The following is a 17050-nucleotide window of genomic DNA, read 5'->3' as shown; positions in this document are numbered from 1 at the left end:
AAAAATATTTTTTCAAATTTCCTGATTTTGTACTTAATTTTAATATTAATTTCTTACATTTAAATCCTTGTTTATCATATATTATAAACTTTTATTAATATTGTTATTGACTTTTGAATATTATGGTAGTATATTAACTTTAGATGGAATTTGATTAGAAATTTGTAAAATGTTTTATGAAATTATATTGACTTTTAATGTAATTTTTGCTATTATCTAATTATAGTCGTGTCGAATTATGGAATTAGAGGAGGAAAATCAATGAAATCAACAGGTGTTGTAAGAAGAGTAGACGAGCTAGGAAGAATTGTCATTCCTATAGAATTGAGGAGAACTTTAGACATTGCTGAAAAAGATGCCTTAGAAATATATGTAGATGGTGAACAAATTATATTAAAGAAGTATGAGCCTGCATGTATCTTCTGCGGTGACGCAAGAGACGTTGTAAATTATAGAGGTAAGAACATCTGCAAAAGTTGTTTAAATGAATTAAAAGAAGGCAAATAATTATTATTTAAAAGACCTGCATTATAATTATAATGTAGGTCTTTTTTCTATATTCAACTTATAAATGAATATTACGTTAAGATAGCCATTGAACAATTTAAGGTAAAAAAAACATAGCTAAATTTCCTAAATACAAAATGGATTTAACTATGTATGTATATTTAAATTTAAAAATAATATGTCATTAAATTATTATCTAACTCTTCTTCCACCCGTAAAATCTGATCTATTGTCCAAAGATGCTATTTTAACTACATCTCCTGTTTTAGGTGCATTAATAAACTGTCCACCACCTACATATATTCCTACATGATACGCTGGAGAACCAAAGAAAACCAAATCTCCTGGCTGAAGTTCATCTCTTGACACAGCTGTACCTACCGTTTGCTGTTCCTGCGAAGTTCTTGGCAAATCAATTCCAAAATGGGCATATACATATTGAACCAATCCTGAACAATCAAATCCTGAAGGAGATGTTCCTCCCCATACATATGGAACTCCTAAAAAGTTAGAAGCATATGCTACTACTGCATCAGATGATGCTATAGAACTTCCGCCTCTTGAAGCACTTTGTTGAACATTACTTGCAGCTGAAGCAACTGCTTTTAGAGTTGCTTGATTAGCAACTTCTAAAGACTTTTCTTGTGCATCTAAGGATGCTATTACATTTTTTGCACTTTCTTTATCACTATTAAGCTTGGCCAACTTTTTTTCATTTTCTGACTTTAGTGCCAATAGCTTATTATTTTCATTATTTAATTTTTCTTTTCCATTAGCTAATTGCTCTTTTTTATCTTTTAAATTTCCTATAACATTCTTATCAAAACCCATTACTTTTTTAACATTATCTACCCTAGATATAAAATCATTTAAATTATCTGCATTCAATATTACTCCCAGGTAACTACTTATGCCATTTATGTACATAGCCTTTACTCTTTGATTGAACACTTGCTGCTGATTTTCCATATTTTTTTGGGCGGAATCTATATTAGCTTGAGTTTGTTTTATATTATTAGAAATTGAGGCAATACTCTTCTTATTATTTTCTAAGTCATTCATAGTCTGTGTTATCTGGTTGTCCATTTTTTCAGCTTTAACTTCCAATTCCTGCTTTTGTTGTTTAACCTGCTCTAATGAAGTCGATGAACTTGATGCACTTGGCGCGGCTAAAACATTTGCCCCTGTTGACAATGCCAAAGTTAACGCAATTGCAACAGATAAGGTTCTTTTATTCAAAACTTTTCTACCTCCTCGTAAAATATTTAATAGCTTACAAATTTGAACTTCTCATAACCCCTAAAATCTGAGATTAGTAAGTAACGTATATCTATTATAACATTAAATTGATATGTACCTCAACACATGTATAAAATTTTCAGAAGAAATATTGCAAATTTTAAATAAAGCCAAATATTATTTTAATAATTTATTAATTATATTTTATGTTTATTAACAATTTTTCATAAAAAATATGTAAATTTTAAACTTGCCTTTATTTTCTAACTATAGGCCTAAAAATTCTTATAAAATTCACATTTGAAAAGTTTTCTGTTCCCTATTTGCCACATCGTGTCTTTTATGTTTATATCTGTAAAATAAAAAAACATAGCTAAACTCTCGAGTACAAAATGGATTTAGCTATGTATGTATACTGAAATTTAAAATAATATGTCACTAAATTATTATTTAACTCTTCTTCCACCTGTAAAATCTGATCTGTTATCTAAAGCTGCTATTCTAACTGAAAGCCCAGTACGTGGTGCTTCAATAAACTGACCATCACCTACATACATTCCTACATGATATGCTGGAGAACCAAAGAAAACTAAATCTCCTGGCTTAAGCTCATCTCTTGATACAGGTGTGCCCACATTTTGCTGTTCCTCTGAAGTTCTTGGCAAATTAATTCCAAAGTTTGCATATACATATTGAACTAATCCTGAACAATCAAACCCTGAAGGAGATGTTCCTCCATATACATAAGGGACTCCTAAAAAGTTAGAAGCATATGCTACTACTGCATCAGATGATATTATGGTACCTCCTCTTGAAGCACTAACATTACTTGCAGCTGAAGCAATTGCCTTTAAAGTTGCTTGATCAGTAATTTCTAAAGACTTTTCTTGTGCATCTAAAGATGCTATTACATTTTTTGCACTTTCTTTATCACTATTAAGCTTGGCCAACTTTTTTTCATTTTCTGACTTTAGTGCCAATAGCTTATTATTTTCATTATTTAGTTTTTCTTTTCCACTAGCTAATTGCTCTTTTTTACTTTTTAAATCGCCTACAACATTCTTGTCAAAACTCATTACTTTTCCAACATTATCTACTCTAGATATAAAATCGTTTAAATTACTTGCATTTAATATTGCTCCCAGGTAACCACTCATGTTATTTGTATACATAGCCTTTGCTCTTTGATTAAATACTTTCTGCTGGCTTTCTATACTAGCTTGCACAGAATCTATGTTAGCTTGAGTTTGTTTTATACTATTAGAAACTGAGGCAATACTTTTTTTATTATTTTCTAAGTCATTCATAGTTTGTATTACTTGGTTGTCCATTTTTTCAGCTTTAATTTCCAATTCCTGCTTTTGTTGTTTAACCTGCTCTAATGAAGTCGATGAACTTGATGCACTTGGCGCAGCTAAAACATTTGCCCCTGTTGACAATGCCAAAGTTAATGCAATTGCAACAGATAAGGTTCTTTTATTCAAAACTTTTCTACCTCCTCGTAAAATACTTAACAGCTTACAAATTTCAGCCCCTTATAACCATAAAAAACTCAAATTCGCAAATAACATGTTTCCATTATACCATTAAATTGGTATATACCTCAACACATATATAAAATTTATATCAGAGACATTATAAGTTTCTAATAAAATCAGCTTCTTTTTTAGTAATTTGTTACTTATATTCTATATCTATTAACGATATTTAATAAATTTTATACAATTTTTAAGCTTACTTTTTTCTTATTATAGGTTTAAAGAATACTTATAAACTTCAGATTTCGAAAGTTTTCTATCCTTAGCTACTTTTTTTATAGCTTCTTTTTTATCTAATCCATCTTCCATATACATTTTTATATGTTTTTCTATAGACAAGTTTATCCATTTTTCACTTTCTTCTCTTAAAAGTTCTTTTTCATCCTTACCTTCTACTACCAGTACAAATTCCCCTTTTGCATTATTACTTTCATAATAATTCATAGCTTCTTCTAATGTAAATCTCAATATTTCTTCATGAACTTTTGTAAGCTCTCTACAAATGCCTATATGTCTATTACCTAGGACGGTTGCTAATACTTCTAAGGTGCTTGTCAGTCTATGTGGTGCTTCATAAAATATCAATGTTTCAGTTCTATTTTTTACACCCTCTAGTATACTTCTCCTATCTTTATTTTCCCTAGGTAAAAATCCAATGAATGTAAACCTTGACGTATCCAGACCCGAGTAAACCAAAGCCGTTGTTACTGCAGTGGCACCAGGCAGGACTTCAAATTCTATTCCCTGTTCTATACAACTTTTTACCATAATGCTTCCTGGATCTGATATACCTGGTGTCCCAGCATCACTTACTAATGCTATATCTTTACCATCTTTCAACTTTTGTATTAATAATTTGCTTTTCTCATTTTCGTTGTATTTATGGCAACTTATAAGTGGTTTTTTTATATTGAAATGATTTAATAGCTTTAAACTCTGTCTGGTATCTTCTGCTGCTATTAAATCTACATTTTTAAGGGTATCAAGAGCTCTTAAGGTTATATCACTTAAATTTCCTATAGGAGTTGCCACTAAAAAAAGTTTTCCCATCACACATTATCTCCTTAAACATCTTCCGTATATTCTATCAATTTCATCTGTATAGCTTCCATCTAATTTATGTACACATATAGGTACTTCCCATTTTAAAAATGGCTTTCCATTATTTTGTCCCTCTATAAGTACCATATTAGGTGCCTTGTTAACACATGGCTGTACCATTGTCATCAGCTTTGGTTCTATATTGTATTTCCTCATAGTGTACATTATGTCTACAAGCCTATCCGGTCTATGGATCATATATAACTTTCCATTATCTTTTAATAAAATCTTTGCTGCCTTTATAACATCTTCTAATGTACAGCATATTTCATGCCTTGATATTGCATTTTCGTATTGGTCATTTGTGATTCCCGAATTTTTTAATTTATAAGGTGGATTTACCGTTACTACATCCGCTTTTGGTAACTTTTTTAAAAATTCAAAATCTACTAAATCTCTGTGAATAAATTCAACTTTTTTCTCCATGCCATTAAAAATTACAGAACGAGTTGCCATATCTACCATATCTTTTTGAATTTCCATACCTGTTATATGCTGAGCCTTTGTTTTACCAGCTATTATAAATGGTACTATCCCTGTTCCACTGCACAAATCAATTATATTCATTTTAGGTTTAATCTTAGCAAAATTTGCAAGTAAAACAGCATCCACTCCAAACCTAAAGCTATTTTTTTTCTGTATAATACATATTCCATTTATTTGTAGATCATCTAATGTTTCATCACTTCTCACTAACTTCAATTTCACTTAAACATCCTCACTTATAAAATTTATTTTACACAAGTTTACACATTAACTTAAATTGTAATTTAAATAAAATATGTTGTCAAATACTAGATACTTAACTATCATTAATTTTTGTAAAAAATAAAATCCCATTAAAATTAAGGGATTTAATAAATAGTATATTACTAACTATGTTTAATGTTGTTGAGATTGATTTACCTTTTGTTGATCTGTAGTTGTAATCTGTGAGGTACCCTGCGAACTGTTGGTGCTGCTGCTTGTACTATTTCCACGTTCAATACTGTTAAATTTATTGCTTTCTATAATTATATCTACTCTCCTATTTTTAGCTCTATTTGCATCTGTAGAGTTATCAGTAACTGATCTGTATTCTCCATAGCCTACTGATGTAAGTTTTTCAGGTTTAATACCTACTTTATTTTGTAAAAATTGAGTTACATTAGCTGCTCTAGCACAAGATAACTGCCAATTAGATGCATATTCATTATTGCTAATAGGCACATTATCCGTATGTCCTTCCACCCTTATGGAATTTCCCATTTGATTTATCATTTTTCCTATTCCCATTAATGTATTTTGGATTTCAGGTTTTATTTCTGCTTTTCCTGTATCAAAAAACAAGGTATTACTTAAACTAACAACAAGACCTCTTTCATCTATCTGTGAGCTTACACTTTGACTTAATCCGTTAGCTGCAAGATATGAGTCCACTTGCTTTTTTAATTGCTTTAATTTATTTGCTTCCATCTTAACCTGTTCTTCAGATTGGTCACTCTCAGTTGGCTTATCTACTGTTTTAACACTATCTTTAACACTAGAAGTATTATCAGCACCTATTATTGTTTTTCCTCCTCCCATTGCTATACTGAGAGATTGAGAAAGTTTATTATATTTAGTTTGATCTACCTGGCTCATAGCATACATAACTACAAAGAATATCATAAGAAGCGTCATAAAATCAGCATAACTAAGCATCCATCTTTCTGCACTTGGTCCTTCATCTGGTTTTTTATTTTTCTTCTTCATAATTCAGCCTTCCCATCCATTCCTTCATATTTTGCCAATTCCTGCTTGTTCAAAAATCCTTTTAATTTTTCTGCTATAGTATTTGGATTTATGCCTTCTTGAATATATAATATTGCTTCAATTATAAGAGTTTTTTCCTTAACTTCCTTTTCATCTTGCTGCTTTAATCTATTACCTAATGGAAGCCATAATAAATTTGCAGATCCTATACCATATAATGTAGCCAAAAATGCACTTCCTATTTTACCACCTAAGCTAGCTGTATCTGTAAGGCTACCTAAAATATGAACCATTCCCATAACTGTACCTATAATACCCATCGTAGGCCCATATCCTCCTGCACTCTCAAATACACTTGCCCCCTGCTTATGTCTCTCAGATGTAGATTCAAGTTCCAATTCTAGTATATCTCTTACAGCTTGAGGATCTACCCCGTCTACTACAAGCTGAAGACCTTTTTTTATAAAAGGATCTAAATTAGGGTCATTGGATATTTCGCCTTCCAAACTTAACAAACCATTTTTTCTAGTTTTATAGGATACATCTTTAAAATATAAAATTAAATCAACTAAACTTGCTTTTCTAGGATTAAAAATTACTTTAAATATTTTAGGCACTCTTTTTAATACATCTAACGGAAATGATAAAGCTACAGCTCCAAACGTTCCACCAAAAACTATTACAGCTGCTGCACCGCCGAAAAGTGCCGTTGGGTTTCCTCCATCCATCACAAAACCAGCTGTTACTGCAGCAATTCCAAATATCGTAAATATGACAACAGATATATCCATTTTTCCCTCCATCTAGTACATTTTCTAACTATAATTTATTTAATCTCCTATCTATATTAATTATTCGTGTAAAATAACTTACTCTTTATACAGAATTTGATATTTATATAAATTAAAAAGGCCACCTTATGGTGACCTCCTAACAACTAGCTTTCTTCAACTGGTGCTCCTACTGGACAAACATTAGCACAGTTTCCACATTCTATACATTTTTCTGGATCTATTACAAATTGACTATCTCCTTGGCTTATAGCATCAGCTGGACATTCTGAAGCACATGAACCACAACTTACACAATCCTCTGTAATTTTATATGCCATCTTATGTAACACCTCCTTAATTTTTAGATAATGTTTTCATCCCCTGTATTTTATCACATTTGTTATAATTTTAAAAGATAATTTTAGGCATTTGAAAGAAAATAACAAGTCAAAGATGCAGCGAATATTTTTTATCAGATAAGGAGGCAGGTTCCGCAGATAGTGAATCCTATCTAAGGGTTCTACCCACGCAATATGATAAAAAATAGGCTAGCATACTGACTAGTTATTTCTTTGAAAATGCCTTATAATACTGCATAACCTAAATCTTCTATACACTGGATAATTTTATTCTCTGTTATAAAGTAATTATCATATACTATACTTACTTTTCCTTTTTCTTTATTTATTTGGCAGGCTATTACCCCTTCACTACTGGAAATAACTTTTCTTATTTTATTAACATCCTCAGAAGTACGTATATTAGGAATTTTAAATACTGATTTCATATGTTCCTCCTTAATCCTCCTTAAACAATTGTTTAATCATATCTGCATCTTCTGTTTCTTCATCAATTTTTATCTCATTTTCATCTATATTGCCTTCAAATCCTCCTGAAATTACTTTAATTTCACTTATAGGCACTTCTTTTACTATATCATCACCATCTTCAACTTTTATCTTTATTTTAATGCTTTCCTTTACTACAGAGTTATCTATAACTTCTCCCCTTCCATCAGGTGTACTAACTACAGACCCTACCTTAGGCAACTTCTGTCTTATTTTTTCATAAGTATCTTGTTCATAATTCAAACAACACATAAGTCTTCCGCATATTCCTGATATTTTAGTAGGATTCAATGACAAATTTTGTTCTTTTGCCATTTTTATAGAAACAGGTACAAAATCGCCTAAAAACGTAGAACAACACATAGCTCTGCCACAAGGCCCAAGGCCCCCTATCATTTTTGCCTCATCTCTTACTCCTATTTGTCTAAGTTCTATTCTTGTTCTAAATATGGATGCAAGATCTTTCACCAATTCTCTAAAATCTACTCGTCCGTCAGCTATAAAATAGAATATAACTTTATTGTTGTCAAAAGTATATTCTACATCTATAAGCTTCATATTTAATTCATGTTGTTGTATTTTTTCAATACATATATCAAAAGCCTTTTTCTCTTTTTCTTTATTTTCATTATATTTTTGTATATCTTCTTCTGTAGCTATTCTTAAAACACTTTTAAGTGGTGAAACTATATCACTCTCTCTTATATCTTTTGGTTCTATGACACACTCACCAAATTCTATTCCCCTTGCTGTTTCTACTATTACACTATTTTCTCTTTTTATATTTAAATTACCTGGTGAAAAATAATATATTTTACCGGCCTTTTTAAAACGTACTCCTATAACTGTTACCATATTTTTATACCTCCTGCATTTTCACCAACATAGAATTAAAAACTAAAGTTCTATTTACATTGCTTTCTAACTTTTCTCTAGTATCCTTTACTATATTAATAATATCATTCAACTTATTAAATGAAAACATTTCTCCTATGGTCTTTATATCTTCAAATTTATCAATATTTATAATAAACTTCCTATTACCCGTTTCTTTGTATACAAGTACATCTCTTATATATGACAAAATACAGGTTAGTACTTCCTCCCATTCATAATTGTCTTTAGCTATATAATCTGACAGCTTTAAACAGGAACTAAAATTCTCATGACATAATTCTTTAAATATATTTAAAATTATATTTCTCATTTCACTTAAAGATATATCCGAAATAAATTTTTGTGCTCTTCCAGGTATTCCATCACTAAACGCTAAGACAGATCTTAATTCTTCAGTAGATAAGTTAGGAAATTTGGCATTTAAAAAAGTCTCCATTTCTTTTTGACTTAACCTATTAAGTTTATATACTTGACATCTCGACTTTATGGTGTCCAATATTCCATCTAGCTTTTCACATAAAAGTAACATAAAGCTTCCACTGGGAGGTTCCTCTATAGTTTTTAATAACGCATTTTGAGCTGCTTCTGTCATTTTATCAGAATTATATAGTATTATTACTTTTTTGTCACCTTCGTAAGGTTTTTTATTTATTTCTTCTATTATATTTTTTACTTCTTCTATTCCAACGGACTTTTTACCTTTTGCTATTTTAAATTCAATTATATCCACATACTGTTTCATTTGCTTTTTTCCCAATATATCTAAAGCTATTTCTTTAGCAAGAAGACTTTTACCTATCCCATCTTCTCCTACAAAAATATGGGCATGAGAAAACCTATTGGAAGTTACAGAATTTTTTATCTGGAGTTTTATATTCTCATGCCCTATTATATTGCAAAATTCCAACTCAGTATACCTCCCATTAAATCTTTACAAACTTATCTACATCTACTACAAATATATTTGCTCCTCCAACTTCTACCTCCACAGGATAGGGCATATATACCCCTGTGGAACTTGCTACAGATGAAGGAGTTGTTATAATTTGATTTCTTGTTTTACATACGTCCTCTATATGGGCTATTACTTTATCAACGTCTTCTTCTTCCACTCCTATGAGCAAAGTTGTATTACCAGCTCTTAAAAATCCGCCTGTAGTTGCAAGTTTAGTAACCCTAAATCCACCTTCTGTTAAAATTTCCAAGAGATCAGTAGCATCATCATCTTGAACAATGGCTATAATTAATTTCATAAAACATCACCTCTTGTAATTTATTTTACAAATAATTGCCTAAATTTCTCAAATTAGCTTATATTTATTATACCATAAGTACTTATTATCTCATATAACTGAAACTTTTAATTAATACATTAACTTTTTACTATAGTATTTTTTTTATCAAATCATATATATCTTCGTGAATTTTATCTACAGTCTTTATTTCACTACCTTCTATACATGAAATTTTATTCCAATTATATTTATCTACAATATGTATAGCATTTTTATAAGAATTAACCAGATACTCATAATCTCTCTCATGTATGTCCTTTTCTGCATTACCCGTAAATTTATTATTCCTCTTAGTCATAAGTTTTTTACTATATTCAGGAGGCATATCCAAAAATATAACACAATCTGGTACAGGAAGTCTAAATATATCAAATTCAAAATTCCAGAGCCATTTTAAAAACTTATTTTTCTCTTCTAAATCATCAATTTTAGAAGCTTGATGTATCATATTAGCTGTTGTATATCTATCTGCAAGTATTATTCCACCATTTTCATAAAACTTTTTCCACTCCATCTTATAAGATGCAAATCTATCTACTGCATAAAATGTTGATGCCGCATATGCACTTACATCTTCAGGTTTTTTTCCAAAATCTCCATTTAAATACATTCTTACTAAAGCTGAAGATTCACTATTATAATTAGGATATTCTATTTTTTTTAAATTATAATTTTCATTTAAAAGCCTTTTATAAAGTTTTTCTGTCTGCGTAGCTTTTCCGCTGCCGTCACATCCTTCTATGACTATAAGTTTTCCTTTTTGTAAACTCATTCGCTTTCCTCCAAAATTTATTTTACAACTTTTATTTTATTATCTTTTACTCCAATTAAATCCATACTATTTTTTATATAATATTTAATAACTTGAATTACATTCTTATCTATCAGCTCTCCTATAGACAATACAGGAACTCCCGGAGGATATGGTATTACACTTGCCCCACTTATCTTTCCACACGAATCATTTAAATCCACCATTTCCTTTTCTACATCTATAACTTGAAATGGAATCATCTTGGATTGAGGTATTCCATATTTTATCCTATTTGTTTTTTTACATTTAATTCTTTCTAAATCACAATTCTTTAATACAGTATATAATCTTTCAAACTCCTCTTTTTCATTAAAGGGAGAAAGAATCAATACTAGGTTGGAATTGTCACTCATTTCACACTGTATATTTAGTTTTCTTAAATAATTTAAAAGTAAATTGCCACTGTATCCTGGTTCTAGATTTATAGTATATCTTGTTAAATCTATATCTGCTACACTTGGTACTGCCTTCCTTTCTTTAGAATTAAATTGTATTATATCCTTTCTGCCAATTACCTGCAATCCTCTTATAGAGTTTATCTTATCTCTATAGAATTCAGCTATCTCTATAAGTTTTTCGTAATCACTGCTGCCATACTCTTCAAGGTAAAATCGAGCATAATCCATAGAACAAAGTGCTATGTATGAAGGACTTGTACTTAAAAACGCATTATAATAAAAGTCTACTTTATCTATATATTTCTCATTGTTTACATGTAAATAAGCAGTTTGAGTTAAACTAGGCAGCGTTTTATGCGAACTAGTAACTACCATATCTGCACCAAGTGTTACTGCACTTTCCGGTAAATTTTTATTAACACCAAAATGTGCGCCATGAGCACAATCAACTAATACCTTTATGTTAAGCTTTTTTGCCTCCTTTATTATAAACTTAAGATTGCTGCATATTCCATAATAATTGGGATATGTAACTACTATTCCCTTTATATTCTTGTTTCTCTTTAGTGCTTGTAAAAAATGCTCCAAATTTACGCAAATAGGAGCATTTATTTTTTCACTTATAATATTTTCTAAATATATAGGAATTAACTTCCTCATAATTATTCCATTTAGTATAGAACTATGGCAATTTCTTTCTACTAAAATTTTATCCCCCTCATTAAAACTACTAAACAACATTATCATATTTCCAGACGTACTTCCATTAACTAAAAAATAAGACTTTTTACTTCCATAAAGCTTTGAAAGACGCTTACTTGCATCTAATATTATACTTTTTTGATTATGAAGATTGTCTACACCATCTACTTCAGTAATATCAAATTTTAAAATATTAGATATAAATTCTCTTCCTATTGAAGTATTATAAAAACCTCTTCCATTTTTATGACCTGGCATACAAAATGATATATTATTTTCCTTAATATATTTTAAAACTCCTTCTAAAAGTGGTAATTCTGACAATGAGTTATCTCTCCTCTTATAATAAAACGTGCTATAGTTTTACTTATTCTTTCTTTATAGTATTCGTAAAAATCTAAATCATTTTCTAATTTTATTAATCTTTCTTCACAACTTTTACATATTCCTCTACCATATATTATTATACCATCACTCAAAGGTTTTCCACATATGATACAATATTTTTTTTTCATCTACATCCTCCTAGCGGCACTACTTACAAATTAATATTATTACTTTTGTTATTTAAATTTTTACCCTTAATACATAAAATATTCAATTTAAAAAATTCTTTCTCATTTTTATATTCTATAATATATACTATTCAGTTCTACCCTTAAACTTATTTTGTCCACATAAATAAATTTAAATAGTAGCATTTATATTAATATCTTATAATGATATATTCAAAAGTATGTTTTCATAAGATATAATATAAATATACTATATAAATAAACCAACCAAGATACTCTGCTAATTTTTACAAGGAGGCATTACATGATTTCAATTTATAAAACTATAGACGAATCAAATAACATTCAATCTGTAGATACCATAGAACATGGCTGCTGGATTAACGTTGTAGCACCTTCAGATGAAGATTTACTTTTAATATCAAAGAAGTCTGGTGTTTCAATGGATTTTTTAAAAGCTGCTCTAGATGAAGAAGAAACGTCACGTATAGATACTGAAGATAATAATCTACTAGTAATAGTTGATATTCCTTTTACAGAAATGGAAGTTAATTCTTTAACCTATGATTCTTATCCATTAGCTATAATCCATACAGAATCTACTTTAATTACGGTTTGTTTAAAAAACAGTAATATTCTTACTGATTTTATAAATGGGAAAGTTAAATCCTTTTTCACATTTAAACGTTCTAGGTTTATTTTACAAATACTTTATAGAATAGCGAGCTATTACTTGCTCTATTTAAGACAAATAGACAAAAAAAGTGTAATGATTGAGCAAAGACTTCATAGATCTATGAAAAATAAAGAGTTTATTCAACTTTTATCTTTACAAAAGTCTCTTGTTTATTTTTCAACATCCCTAAAAGCTAATGAAATGACTTTAGAAAAAATGTTAAAGTTAGAACTTTTACAGAAATATCCTGAAGATCAAGATATTCTAGAAGATGTTATTATTGAAAATAAACAAGCCATAGAAATGACAAACATATATAGTAATATCTTAACAGGAACTATGGATGCATTTGCCTCAGTTATATCAAATAACTTAAACATAGTCATGAAACTCCTAGCTTCAGTAACTATAGTTATGGCAATTCCAAATATAATATTTGGTTCCTTTGGCATGAATTTATATGGAATACCTTTTGCTAAATCTCCAAATGGCTTCTGGATGGTATATGTCATAACAGCTTCAATTTGCCTGGTGTGTATATTATTTTTAAAGAAAAAAAACTTATTTTAATTTTAGGATGTGATGATTTTGATTGGAAAAAGATTAAAAAAAGGAGATACTATAGGCCTTGTATCTCCGGCGAGTGCAGAGAAACCTGAAAAAATCAAAGGAAAAATTGAATTTTTAAAAGACTTTGGTTTTAATGTTAAAGAAGGGAAACATATATATGACAAATGGGGTTATTTAGCTGGTAAGGATGTGGACAGGGCTTCCGATATTATGGATATGTTCTCAGACAAAAGTGTAGATATGATATTATGCACAAGAGGTGGATACGGCAGCATGAGGCTTCTTCCTCTTATTGATTTTAACATTATAGAAGAAAATCCTAAAATATTTGCAGGATTTAGTGATATAACCACTTTATTAAACAATATCTACAACAAATGCCATATGATTACCTTTCATTCTCCAATGTGTACTTCTACTTTTGATGATTTTACATTAAAAAGTTTTTTAGATACCCTAATGTGTGGATATGCTCCCTTTACTATAAAAAACCCTGAGGACATCCCCACACGGTATTTTAATGGAGAGTACGCAGCTGGTACTCTTATAGGTGGTAACCTATGCCTTATATCTAGTCTTCTAGGTACTCCTTATGCTCTAAATACTGAAAATAAAATACTCTTTATAGAAGATGTAGGAGAAGAACCCTATAGAATTGATAGAATGCTTACTCAATTAACACTAAGTGGAGACCTGCAAAAATGTTCAGGTTTTATTCTAGGACAGTTTACAAATTGTGAACTTCCACATTATGAACGAAGTTTAACTTTAACCGAAATACTTGAAGACAGGATACTTAGCTTAAAAAAACCAACTTTAATCAACTTTCAATCTGGCCATTCATATCCAAGAATAACTTTACCAATTGGGAGTAATGTAGAAGTAAATTTTAAAGAAGGAGAAATACATGTATTAGAATCTGTAGTGAAATAGATCATTTATTTACAAATATAAAACACACCAATTTTTTATACTATAGAGGCGCCATCCAGATTTGAACTAGGAAGAAATGTTTTCCTCAGCTAATCTAGTTGGCAAACTCCTATTATATACAATTTTACATATCCTTATCATATTTACTTATAAAATATATATTTGAAAATACAACAAACAGGTACGCAATAACAATGGCTAAAACTACTGACCAACTGACACCCATCAGTGCAAATGCCATCATCAATGCCCCGAATACCAATATCATAAGATCATATGCTTTAGCTTTAGCTTTATTTCTTATTGCTATATTTCTCTCATCTTTTTCATCAATTTCCCTTTGCTTAGCTATCTCGGGATTTTTTTTCATAGTATAGATGTCAAAGGCAGTACCAAGATTTTGTCCAAAGACCCCACCTCCAATTCCAATAAGAATATATGGTAAAGTCTCAATGATACCTTGATCATTTCTTGTAAGTTTTGCTAATATAGCACCTGCAGCCAAAATTACAAAACCAATGAGTGAAAATATTAAATACCTTGCAGCACTCTTACTTTTCATTTTTTTCCTCCTCATAGCTAATACTTCTTATAAGCTATTTTTCACATAACAACTATTTTCCTAAATTGTACGGAAAGTTAACTTTACATTTTTATGTTACTACCACATAGTATAGATATCAAGTATACTTTCCATAAAAAATTATACAATAGTATTTGTCTGCAGAAAATATTGCTCTAAGACCTAATAAAATTATCAAATAAGTTGAAATAGAACGATAAACGAGGAAAATCAAAAGTGAGATGGGCAATATTCATAAGTCATTTATTTATATTACTTCTTATTTTGGGTTTTAGATGATAACTTAAATTCAGTTTTTCTAATATCTTAATAGGGTCAGGAATATGCTGTAGTACAGTTTGACAAATAGTAATATCATATCTTTTCTTTGGTATATTAATACAATAATAATTATACTACAATATACCAAAGTGCTATAAACAATAAAAAAGAAGTAACCTATCTACTGAAAAATCAGCAACCAGATTACTTCTGTATCTTTTTGGAGGCGCCATCCAGATTTGAACTGGAGATAAAGGTTTTGCAGACCTCTGCCTTACCACTTGGCTATAGCGCCATACTTTTTTTAACAGAGTTTATGATATCATTTTAAATACTTTTTGTCAACTCCAATTACTAAAAAACCCGCTGCTAAATAAAATGAATTACTCTTATACATAAAACATGCTAATATTTGCTAAACAATTAAACATATAAAAAGTATATGCTATAATATTAATCAGAGGTGATTTTATGAGTTATGAGAATTTAAAATCCGCTGTAAATTCAAGTACTAATATTGTATTTTTGGGTGGTGCAGGAGTTTCTACAGAATCGCAAATACCTGATTTTAGATCCGAAACAGGATTATATAAAACTAAAAATAATTTTTCATATCCCCCTGAAGTAATGCTAAGTCATAGTTTTTTTATGTCTCATACTGAGGATTTCTTTGATTTTTATAGGGCAAAAATGATATACAAAGATGCAAAGCCAAATGACGCCCATTACGCTCTTGCAGAATTAGAAAAAATGGGAAAGTTAAAAGCTATAGTAACTCAAAATATAGATGGTCTCCATCAAATGGCAGGGTCAAATAATGTATTAGAATTACATGGTTCCATTCATAGAAATCATTGCACTAAATGTGGAAAATCTTTTGATTTAGATTATGTACTAAATACCCCAGGTCTTATACCAAAATGTGATAAATGTAATGGAACAATAAAACCAGACGTAATTTTATACGAAGAAAGTCTAAACATGGACACATTAAATAAATCCGTAGAATACATCCAACAAGCTGATATGTTAATTGTAGGAGGTACTTCCCTAATAGTATATCCTGCTGCAGGGTTAATTAATTATTTTAAGGGAAAATATTTAGTTCTTATAAATAAATCTTCTACTTCTTATGATAATGAGGCTAATATAGTTATACATGACAGTATAGGAAAAGTTCTAAAAAGTATATTGTAAGATTTTATTCTTTTTAATAAACAGAGTTCTTGACATCAAGTGGAGTTTAAAACTCCACTTGTGATACCTTATTAACAGGCTTCTTAGTACTTTAGCACTTAAGTCTTTATCCTTTAGGAGATTATCAAGAAACGTAGCTTCTCTCAACGTACACTTGGAGAAAAGCAACTGTTACAAAATGCGTGTGAGTATTAGAGCTCATAATCATCAGATAAAATTAAATTATGATAAAAAAATAGAGTGCTAATCAGTACTCTATTTTTTTTACCTGGCAGCGACCTATTCTCCCACAGGGCCTCCCCTGCAGTACCATCGGCACCCTGAAGCTTAACCTTCCTGTTCGGTATGGAAAGGGGTGTTACCTTCACGTCATTACCACCAGATTATCATCGAAAATTGCTATAAGCTTCTCATATTTTCGTCAAGTCTTTCATTGCGGTGCTCATTTACATAAGTAAACTCTGCTCCT

Annotated in this window: 19 protein-coding genes, 1 tRNA gene and 1 rRNA gene; 4 read left to right on the top strand and 17 right to left on the bottom strand. The window is 30.0% G+C overall.

What is annotated here, in order from left to right:
* Window positions 1–261: 261 nt before the first annotated feature.
* The gene (locus CLAU_RS11070) at window positions 262–507 is read left to right on the top strand and encodes an AbrB/MazE/SpoVT family DNA-binding domain-containing protein (protein ID WP_013236841.1); all 246 of its coding nucleotides are present in this window, start codon (window positions 262–264) and stop codon (window positions 505–507) included.
* 192 nt (window positions 508–699) lie between these two features.
* Here the strand turns inward: CLAU_RS11070 and CLAU_RS11065 are convergent, their stop codons facing one another.
* From CLAU_RS11065 to CLAU_RS11000, 14 genes are all read right to left on the bottom strand, one after another.
* Window positions 700–1746, bottom strand: a complete 1047-nt coding sequence (locus tag CLAU_RS11065; protein WP_013236840.1) for a C40 family peptidase — start codon at window positions 1744–1746, stop codon at window positions 700–702.
* 446 nt (window positions 1747–2192) lie between these two features.
* Window positions 2193–3230: a C40 family peptidase gene (locus CLAU_RS11060; RefSeq protein ID WP_013236839.1), complete on the bottom strand. Its 1038-nt coding sequence runs from the start codon at window positions 3228–3230 to the stop codon at window positions 2193–2195.
* A gap of 264 nt (window positions 3231–3494) precedes the next feature.
* Window positions 3495–4334, bottom strand: a complete 840-nt coding sequence (gene rsmI / locus CLAU_RS11055) for a 16S rRNA (cytidine(1402)-2'-O)-methyltransferase (RefSeq protein WP_013236838.1) — start codon at window positions 4332–4334, stop codon at window positions 3495–3497.
* A gap of 6 nt (window positions 4335–4340) precedes the next feature.
* On the bottom strand, window positions 4341–5093 hold the full coding sequence (locus CLAU_RS11050; RefSeq protein ID WP_013236837.1) for a tRNA1(Val) (adenine(37)-N6)-methyltransferase: 753 nt from the start codon (window positions 5091–5093) through the stop codon (window positions 4341–4343).
* A 174-nt stretch (window positions 5094–5267) separates the two neighbouring features.
* Window positions 5268–6119, bottom strand: a complete 852-nt coding sequence (locus tag CLAU_RS11045) for an OmpA/MotB family protein (protein WP_013236836.1) — start codon at window positions 6117–6119, stop codon at window positions 5268–5270.
* On the bottom strand, window positions 6116–6910 hold the full coding sequence (locus CLAU_RS11040) for a flagellar motor protein (protein ID WP_013236835.1): 795 nt from the start codon (window positions 6908–6910) through the stop codon (window positions 6116–6118). The genes CLAU_RS11045 and CLAU_RS11040 overlap by 4 nt, the downstream gene beginning before the upstream one ends.
* Before the next feature lie 146 nt (window positions 6911–7056).
* Window positions 7057–7230, bottom strand: a complete 174-nt coding sequence (locus CLAU_RS11035) for a DUF362 domain-containing protein (protein ID WP_013236834.1) — start codon at window positions 7228–7230, stop codon at window positions 7057–7059.
* Window positions 7231–7475: 245 nt separating this feature from the next.
* On the bottom strand, window positions 7476–7679 hold the full coding sequence (locus CLAU_RS11030; RefSeq protein WP_013236833.1) for a heavy-metal-associated domain-containing protein: 204 nt from the start codon (window positions 7677–7679) through the stop codon (window positions 7476–7478).
* Between the two features lie 10 nt (window positions 7680–7689).
* The gene (locus CLAU_RS11025; RefSeq protein ID WP_013236832.1) at window positions 7690–8595 is read right to left on the bottom strand and encodes a PSP1 domain-containing protein; all 906 of its coding nucleotides are present in this window, start codon (window positions 8593–8595) and stop codon (window positions 7690–7692) included.
* Window positions 8596–8599: 4 nt separating this feature from the next.
* Window positions 8600–9544: a DNA polymerase III subunit delta' gene (locus CLAU_RS11020; RefSeq protein WP_013236831.1), complete on the bottom strand. Its 945-nt coding sequence runs from the start codon at window positions 9542–9544 to the stop codon at window positions 8600–8602.
* Window positions 9545–9560: 16 nt separating this feature from the next.
* Entirely contained in the window at window positions 9561–9890 is a 330-nt protein-coding gene (locus CLAU_RS11015; RefSeq protein ID WP_013236830.1) for a cyclic-di-AMP receptor, read from the bottom strand.
* 130 nt (window positions 9891–10020) lie between these two features.
* Window positions 10021–10704 (bottom strand): dTMP kinase, encoded by a 684-nt coding sequence (locus CLAU_RS11010; RefSeq protein ID WP_013236829.1) that lies wholly within the window; start codon window positions 10702–10704, stop codon window positions 10021–10023.
* Window positions 10705–10721: 17 nt separating this feature from the next.
* Window positions 10722–12170: an aminotransferase class I/II-fold pyridoxal phosphate-dependent enzyme gene (locus CLAU_RS11005; protein ID WP_013236828.1), complete on the bottom strand. Its 1449-nt coding sequence runs from the start codon at window positions 12168–12170 to the stop codon at window positions 10722–10724.
* On the bottom strand, window positions 12149–12361 hold the full coding sequence (locus CLAU_RS11000) for a sigma factor G inhibitor Gin (RefSeq protein ID WP_013236827.1): 213 nt from the start codon (window positions 12359–12361) through the stop codon (window positions 12149–12151). Before CLAU_RS11000 ends, CLAU_RS11005 begins: the two co-directional genes overlap by 22 nt.
* Before the next feature lie 304 nt (window positions 12362–12665).
* On the opposite strand from CLAU_RS11000, the gene CLAU_RS10995 reads away from it, so the two are divergent.
* Window positions 12666–13607, top strand: a complete 942-nt coding sequence (locus CLAU_RS10995; protein ID WP_013236826.1) for a magnesium transporter CorA family protein — start codon at window positions 12666–12668, stop codon at window positions 13605–13607.
* 18 nt (window positions 13608–13625) lie between these two features.
* Window positions 13626–14540: a S66 peptidase family protein gene (locus CLAU_RS10990; RefSeq protein WP_029170199.1), complete on the top strand. Its 915-nt coding sequence runs from the start codon at window positions 13626–13628 to the stop codon at window positions 14538–14540.
* Between the two features lie 124 nt (window positions 14541–14664).
* On the opposite strand, the gene CLAU_RS10985 is transcribed toward CLAU_RS10990, so the two are convergent.
* Complete coding sequence (locus CLAU_RS10985; protein WP_013236824.1) at window positions 14665–15102, bottom strand: DUF6442 family protein; 438 nt, start codon at window positions 15100–15102, stop codon at window positions 14665–14667.
* A 503-nt stretch (window positions 15103–15605) separates the two neighbouring features.
* A tRNA-Cys gene (locus CLAU_RS10980) sits at window positions 15606–15679 on the bottom strand.
* 176 nt (window positions 15680–15855) lie between these two features.
* Between CLAU_RS10980 and CLAU_RS10975 the strand changes: the two genes are divergently transcribed.
* The gene (locus tag CLAU_RS10975) at window positions 15856–16581 is read left to right on the top strand and encodes an NAD-dependent protein deacylase (RefSeq protein ID WP_013236823.1); all 726 of its coding nucleotides are present in this window, start codon (window positions 15856–15858) and stop codon (window positions 16579–16581) included.
* Between the two features lie 266 nt (window positions 16582–16847).
* Here the strand turns inward: CLAU_RS10975 and rrf are convergent.
* Window positions 16848–16964: ribosomal RNA gene (gene rrf, locus CLAU_RS10970) — 5S ribosomal RNA — on the bottom strand.
* Window positions 16965–17050: the final 86 nt, after the last annotated feature.

This window comes from Clostridium autoethanogenum DSM 10061 (genome assembly GCF_001484725.1).
GTDB classification, from domain to species: Bacteria; Bacillota; Clostridia; order Clostridiales; family Clostridiaceae; genus Clostridium_B; species Clostridium_B ljungdahlii.
The sequence above is the reverse complement of the archived record's forward strand: the minus strand, read 5'-3'. Positions and strand labels throughout refer to the sequence as shown.

Bases quoted from the DNA above. Each gene is read 5' to 3' on its own strand.
- CLAU_RS11070 (WP_013236841.1), top strand. From the start codon at position 262: ATGAAATCAACAGGTGTTGTAAGAAGAGTAGACGAGCTAGGAAGAATT.
- CLAU_RS11030 (WP_013236833.1), bottom strand. From the start codon at position 7,679: ATGAAATCAGTATTTAAAATTCCTAATATACGTACTTCTGAGGATGTT.
- CLAU_RS11025 (WP_013236832.1), bottom strand. From the start codon at position 8,595: ATGGTAACAGTTATAGGAGTACGTTTTAAAAAGGCCGGTAAAATATAT.
- CLAU_RS11040 (WP_013236835.1), bottom strand. From the start codon at position 6,910: ATGGATATATCTGTTGTCATATTTACGATATTTGGAATTGCTGCAGTA.
- CLAU_RS10975 (WP_013236823.1), top strand. From the start codon at position 15,856: ATGAGTTATGAGAATTTAAAATCCGCTGTAAATTCAAGTACTAATATT.
- CLAU_RS11010 (WP_013236829.1), bottom strand. From the start codon at position 10,704: ATGAGTTTACAAAAAGGAAAACTTATAGTCATAGAAGGATGTGACGGC.
- CLAU_RS10985 (WP_013236824.1), bottom strand. From the start codon at position 15,102: ATGAAAAGTAAGAGTGCTGCAAGGTATTTAATATTTTCACTCATTGGT.
- rsmI (WP_013236838.1), bottom strand. From the start codon at position 4,334: ATGGGAAAACTTTTTTTAGTGGCAACTCCTATAGGAAATTTAAGTGAT.
- CLAU_RS10995 (WP_013236826.1), top strand. From the start codon at position 12,666: ATGATTTCAATTTATAAAACTATAGACGAATCAAATAACATTCAATCT.
- CLAU_RS11015 (WP_013236830.1), bottom strand. From the start codon at position 9,890: ATGAAATTAATTATAGCCATTGTTCAAGATGATGATGCTACTGATCTC.
- CLAU_RS11035 (WP_013236834.1), bottom strand. From the start codon at position 7,230: ATGGCATATAAAATTACAGAGGATTGTGTAAGTTGTGGTTCATGTGCT.
- CLAU_RS11000 (WP_013236827.1), bottom strand. From the start codon at position 12,361: ATGAAAAAAAAATATTGTATCATATGTGGAAAACCTTTGAGTGATGGT.
- CLAU_RS11045 (WP_013236836.1), bottom strand. From the start codon at position 6,119: ATGAAGAAGAAAAATAAAAAACCAGATGAAGGACCAAGTGCAGAAAGA.